Origin of the sequence: Methylobacter sp. BlB1, assembly GCF_015476545.1 — a bacterium.
In the GTDB taxonomy this organism is placed as follows: domain Bacteria; phylum Pseudomonadota; class Gammaproteobacteria; order Methylococcales; family Methylomonadaceae; genus Methylobacter.
This window is the reverse complement of the sequence record NZ_JADMKV010000121.1, coordinates 1-4865: the sequence shown is the minus strand read 5'-3', so window position 1 is coordinate 4865 and position 4865 is coordinate 1. Positions and strand designations below refer to the sequence as shown.

Annotated in this window: 5 protein-coding genes; all 5 read right to left on the bottom strand. The window is 57.2% G+C overall.

Annotated elements, in window-relative coordinates; genetic code table 11:
- Window positions 1-323: 323 nt before the first annotated feature.
- The 5 genes from IT781_RS21350 to ssuE all read right to left on the bottom strand — a co-directional run bounded on the left by IT781_RS21350 (window position 324) and on the right by ssuE (window position 4674).
- On the bottom strand, window positions 324-1073 hold the full coding sequence (locus IT781_RS21350; protein ID WP_194972191.1) for an ATP-binding cassette domain-containing protein: 750 nt from the start codon (window positions 1071-1073) through the stop codon (window positions 324-326).
- Window positions 1074-1095: 22 nt separating this feature from the next.
- Window positions 1096-1890 carry an ABC transporter permease subunit gene (locus tag IT781_RS21345; protein ID WP_194972190.1) on the bottom strand — a complete coding sequence of 265 codons (795 nt, stop codon included), beginning with the start codon at window positions 1888-1890 and terminating at the stop codon, window positions 1096-1098.
- On the bottom strand, window positions 1887-3047 hold the full coding sequence (gene ssuD / locus IT781_RS21340) for an FMNH2-dependent alkanesulfonate monooxygenase (RefSeq protein ID WP_194972189.1): 1161 nt from the start codon (window positions 3045-3047) through the stop codon (window positions 1887-1889). The genes IT781_RS21345 and ssuD overlap by 4 nt, the downstream gene beginning before the upstream one ends.
- 63 nt (window positions 3048-3110) lie before the next feature.
- Entirely contained in the window at window positions 3111-4085 is a 975-nt protein-coding gene (locus IT781_RS21335; protein WP_194972188.1) for a sulfonate ABC transporter substrate-binding protein, read from the bottom strand.
- A 19-nt stretch (window positions 4086-4104) separates the two neighbouring features.
- Complete coding sequence (ssuE, locus tag IT781_RS21330; protein ID WP_194972187.1) at window positions 4105-4674, bottom strand: NADPH-dependent FMN reductase; 570 nt, start codon at window positions 4672-4674, stop codon at window positions 4105-4107.
- Window positions 4675-4865 lie beyond the last annotated feature (191 nt).

Sequence of the window (4865 nt, the reverse complement as noted above, 5' to 3'; positions counted from 1 at the left end):
GGAGCTTTAGCGGAAACCCGGCATGGGCGGCCGAAATGCTGGGTTTATCAACCCAGCCTACCGCCGCTAAAAGCTCCAGTGCTCGGCGCGGCAAACGGGATAAAATCGTCCGCGCATAACATCAGTTATAAATGCCGCAACTGCGGTTTCAGCGAAATCCACTGTAGGGTACGCACCGCGTACCTTCTCAATGTCTAAATCAAACCTCAAAAGGTACGCGATGCGTACCCTACAAAGCTTTTAATCCTGGGCGACTGCCAACAGTAGGCGCTTTAGGCGAAGTCGCCCCCACAGGTTTGTTAATATCACAGCGCCCGGGTCAGTTAAACGATCTCCGGCGTATTCAGCACGCGGTGCAGTATTTCTTCTTCCAGCTGAATCAACCTGGGGTTGTCGCGATGGCGCGGGCGCGGCAAATCCACACGGATGTCCAGGTCAATTTTGCCGCCGTCGAGCAGAATGACGCGATCGGCCAAGGTGACCGCTTCCGAAATGTCATGCGTCACCAGAACGGCCGTGAATCCGCTTTCCAGCCAGACTTTTTCTATCAGTTGCTGCATCTCTATCCGGGTCAACGCGTCCAGCGCCCCCAGCGGCTCATCCAGCAACAACAGGCGCGGCTCGTGTACCAGGGCGCGGGCCAGCGCCACGCGCTGCCGTTGCCCGCCCGACAGCACGGCCGGCCAGTCATTGGCCCTGGATTCAAGCCCAACATGCCTTAACGCCTCCAGCGCCCGACCCTTTCCCGCCTTGCCCAGGCCCAGGCCGACGTTATCGAGCACTCGCTGCCAGGGCAGCAGGCGCGCTTCCTGAAACATGACCCGGGCATGGCCGTTAAGCTGCCGATGCACTTTGTCATCGTAAAAAACAGCGCCTTCATCCGGTTGGTCCAATCCTGAAATCAGCCGCAACAAGGTGCTCTTGCCGCAACCGCTTCGCCCGACAATGGCGACAAAACTGCCCGGTTCGATCACCAGATTTAAATTTTCCAAAACGGTCAGTTCGCCAAATCTTTTGCTTACCTGCTGCAGTTTGAGCGTAAGACTGGATGTATGCTTTGAATTTGCTTTCATTGCGAAAATTGCGCTGCTTGCCTTATTTGTGGTTAAAACCGGGATGCCATTGCAGAATGCGACCCTCAAGAAAATGGACCGCCGTATCGGCCAGCTTGCCCAGCAGGGCGTAGATCAGAATGGCCAGGATCACGACATCCGTCTGCATAAACTCGCGGGCGTTCATCGCCATATAACCGATGCCTGAGGTGGTGGCGATGGTTTCCGCGACGATCAGCGTCAGCCACATGAGCCCCAGCGAATAGCGCAGCCCCACCAGGATGGAAGGCAGCGCGCCCGGAAAGATGATCTGCGAAAACAGCTGCCAGGGGCTCAGGCCGTAAACGCGGCCCATCTCGATCAATTGCGGGTCGGTGGTTTTTATGCCGTGATAGGTGTTGGCGTAGATCGGGAAAAACACCCCCAGCGTCACCAGAAACACCTTGCCTTCCTCGCCGATGCCGAACCAGATGATGACCAGCGGAATCAACGCCAGATGCGGCACGTTTCTGACCATCTGCACAGTGGTATCGAGAAAACGCTCTGCGGTCCTGAACAAGCCGTTCAGTAGCCCCAGCAGGAAACCGATGCTGCCGCCGATCAGAAGCCCCCAGCTCGCGCGCTCGGCGCTGGCGAGAATGTTTTTCGCCAGTTCCCCGGATACGGTCAAGCTGACTGCCGAGTTGACGATATCGAAAGGCGCCGGCAAAATCCGGGAAGAAATCCAGCTGTTCTGGGCGGCAATGCACCAGGCGGCGATCAGGAAAACCGGCAAGAACCACCCTGAAATTTGACCGATCAGTTTTGACCGGTCAGGCAACAGTTGACCGATGCTCATGACGCACCTACCTTCAATTCCGATGACACCTCGACATGGCCGGTATCGCCGACCGGGCTCAAATAAACGACGGCATCCTCTTTCTGCTTGCCGACGTTGACAGGCAGCAACGGAAACAGCAATTCCGCGACGCGATAGGCTTCTTCCAGGTGCGGATAACCGGACAGCACGAAATTGTCGATGCCCAGATCGGCATATTCCTTGATCCGCGCGGCCACTGTCTCCGGCGAGCCGACCAGCGCCGTGCCGGCGCCGCCCCGGACCAGGCCGACGCCGGCCCACAAGTTCGGCGATACTTCCAGCGCCTCGCGGGTGCGCGAGCCGCCCCATTGGGTCAGTTCCGCCATGCGCCGCTGGCCTTCGGAGTCGGAGCGCTTGAAAGCCTGCTGCGCCTTGGCTACCGCATCATCGTCAACATATTTGATCAGGTCGTCGGCGGCGGCCCAGGCTTCCTCGTCTGTTTCCCGCACGATCACATGCAGGCGCAGGCCGAATTTCAGCGTTCTGCCGTTTTTCGCGGCCTTCTCGCGCACATCGGCGATTTTTTCCGCCACTTGCGCGGGCGGCTCGCCCCAGCTCAAATACACGTCCATCTCATTCGCCGCAAACTGATGCGCCGCAGGCGACGAGCCGCCGAAATACAGCGGCGGATGCGGCTTTTGTACGGAAGGGAAAAGCAGCCTGCCGCCCTCTATGCGGGTATGTTTGCCCTGAAAGTCCACTTTATTGCCTTCCAGCAATTCCCGCCAGATATGCAGAAACTCCTCGGCATGCTCGTAACGGTCGTCATGCGATTGGAAAATCCCGTCCCCGGCCAGCTCGGCCGCATCGCCGCCAACGACCACATTCAGCAACAGTCTGCCGTCGGAGAACCGGTCCAGCGTCGATGTCATGCGCGCCGCTGCCGCCGGCGACAGCACGCCCGGCCTCAAAGCGACCAGAAACTTCAGGCGATTAGTCACTGAAACCAGCGATGACGCGACAATCCAGGCATCTTCGCAGGTGCGGCCGGTCGGAATCAGAACGCCTTCGTAACCCAGCTCATCGGCAGCGCGTGCAATTTGAGTCAGATAGTGATGATTCGCCGGCCGGGCATTGACGGCCGAGCCTAAATAACGGCCATCGCCTTGCGTGGGTAAGAACCAAAAAATTTTCATAATACTGTCCCCTGATCGGTTGATTTGAACTGCCGGAACCTTGGGTTCCGGCTACTGTAACGGTTATTTGCCCTGCGGCTGCCAGACGGCGTCCTGCACCTTGATTTGATTAGGCAGTAATTTGACGGCCAGCAGCGTGTCGGCAATCGTCTGTTGAGCGGCGGTGACTTCAGGCTTCAAAGGCTCCGGGCCGTAGTTGCTGCGGCGCAAGGCTTTTTCAAGGATTTTGGCGTCGATGCCGACGTGCGCCGCCAGTTTTTGCGAAGCCTCAACAGGATTGTCCTTGATCCATTGATCCGTTTTGCGGACTTCATCGAGCACCGCGTCGAGCAGCGCCGGATATTGCTCGGCGAAGTCGCGCCTTGAGGTGTAGAACGCATAGTTGTTCACGATGCCTTCGCCGGTCGTTAAAGCGCGTGCGCCCAGCTGGATTTCGGCGGCGGCATAGAAATAATCCCAGATCGACCAGGCCGCCACGTCGCCGCGTTCAAGAGCGGCCCTGGCATCCGCCGGTGCCAGATAGGCCACGCTGATGTCGTCCAGCGTCAGGCCGGCTTTCGCCAGGGCCTGGATCAGGAAAAAATGCGCGTTCGAGCCTTTGGCGACTGCCACCTTCTTGCCTTTCAGATCGGCAACGGTTTTCAGTTCGGAATCGGCTTTGACGACAATGCCCTCGCCCTGTGGCGACGCGGGTTCATTGGCGATGTAGACAATGGAAGAGCCTTTCGAGGCCTGAGCGGCGACAGGCGGCGTCTCGCCGGTAATGGCAAAATCCAGGCTGCCGGCGTTCAATGCTTCCAGCATCGGCGGCCCGAACTGGAATTCCGCCCAGTTCACTGTCACGCCGTGCTCTTTCAGACGTTTTTCCAGTTCGCCGGTCGATTTGAGAATAATCAAGGGGCCGTACTTCTGATAGCCCAGAGTGATTTCCTTCGGCCAGTCCTCGCCTGCCGCATAAGCGGTGCTGGAAAGTGCCGTCGCCATAGCGGCAACCGCCATTAATGACTGAATGGCTGTGAAAAAGCTTCTCTTACTCATAAAATTCCCCTCGGGTTGATTAATATTCTGTTGGTTCATAGTCTTTTTGAGGTGCGGGCAAACCGGCTGCAAACACTAACGCGCGAACCTGTTCCGTGAGTCTTGACTCGGCTTCATCGTCCAGCGACAAGAGCCCGTACGGGTCCCTTTGAATCAGGTCGTCCGAGACAAAAAAGCCGCTCAGCACATGCGTGGCGCCTAAAGCGGTCAGCACGGGCTTCAGCGCGTAATCGATGGCGAGCAGGTGTTTAGAGGACCCGGCCGTCATGATCGGCAGGACCGTTTTTTCGGCCAGGGATTTTTGCGGCAGCAGATCCAGAAAAGCTTTCAGGGCGCCGCTGTAGGAAGCCTTGTAAACCGGTGATGCAATGATAACGCCGGCTGCGCGCTCGATTTGCCCGGTTACATGGTTCAGGTGCGGGCTGTCCTTTCCGGCCCCGTAAATCAATTCCTGCGCCGGGATATCGCGCACGGACAGCAGTTGCGTGGAAAAACCATACGCTTCAACCTGGGCGAGTATCCGTTTCAGCAAGTCAGTGGATTTTGACTGTTCAGCCGTACTGCCGGCTATGGCAACAATATGAGACATATAAATTTATTCTCCTGATTCTTATCAATACGAATGGCTGTCCAATGAATTACAACCTGATGTTACGCAGTCAGTTGTTGAATCCAGATCGGTTTGGCAAAGTGTCGCTAACGCGACGGTTGTTTGAATCGGGTTCTCGCACCCGAAGGCGAGTTCCTTTTCTTTGCGCGGCCAAAGAAAAGGAACCAAAA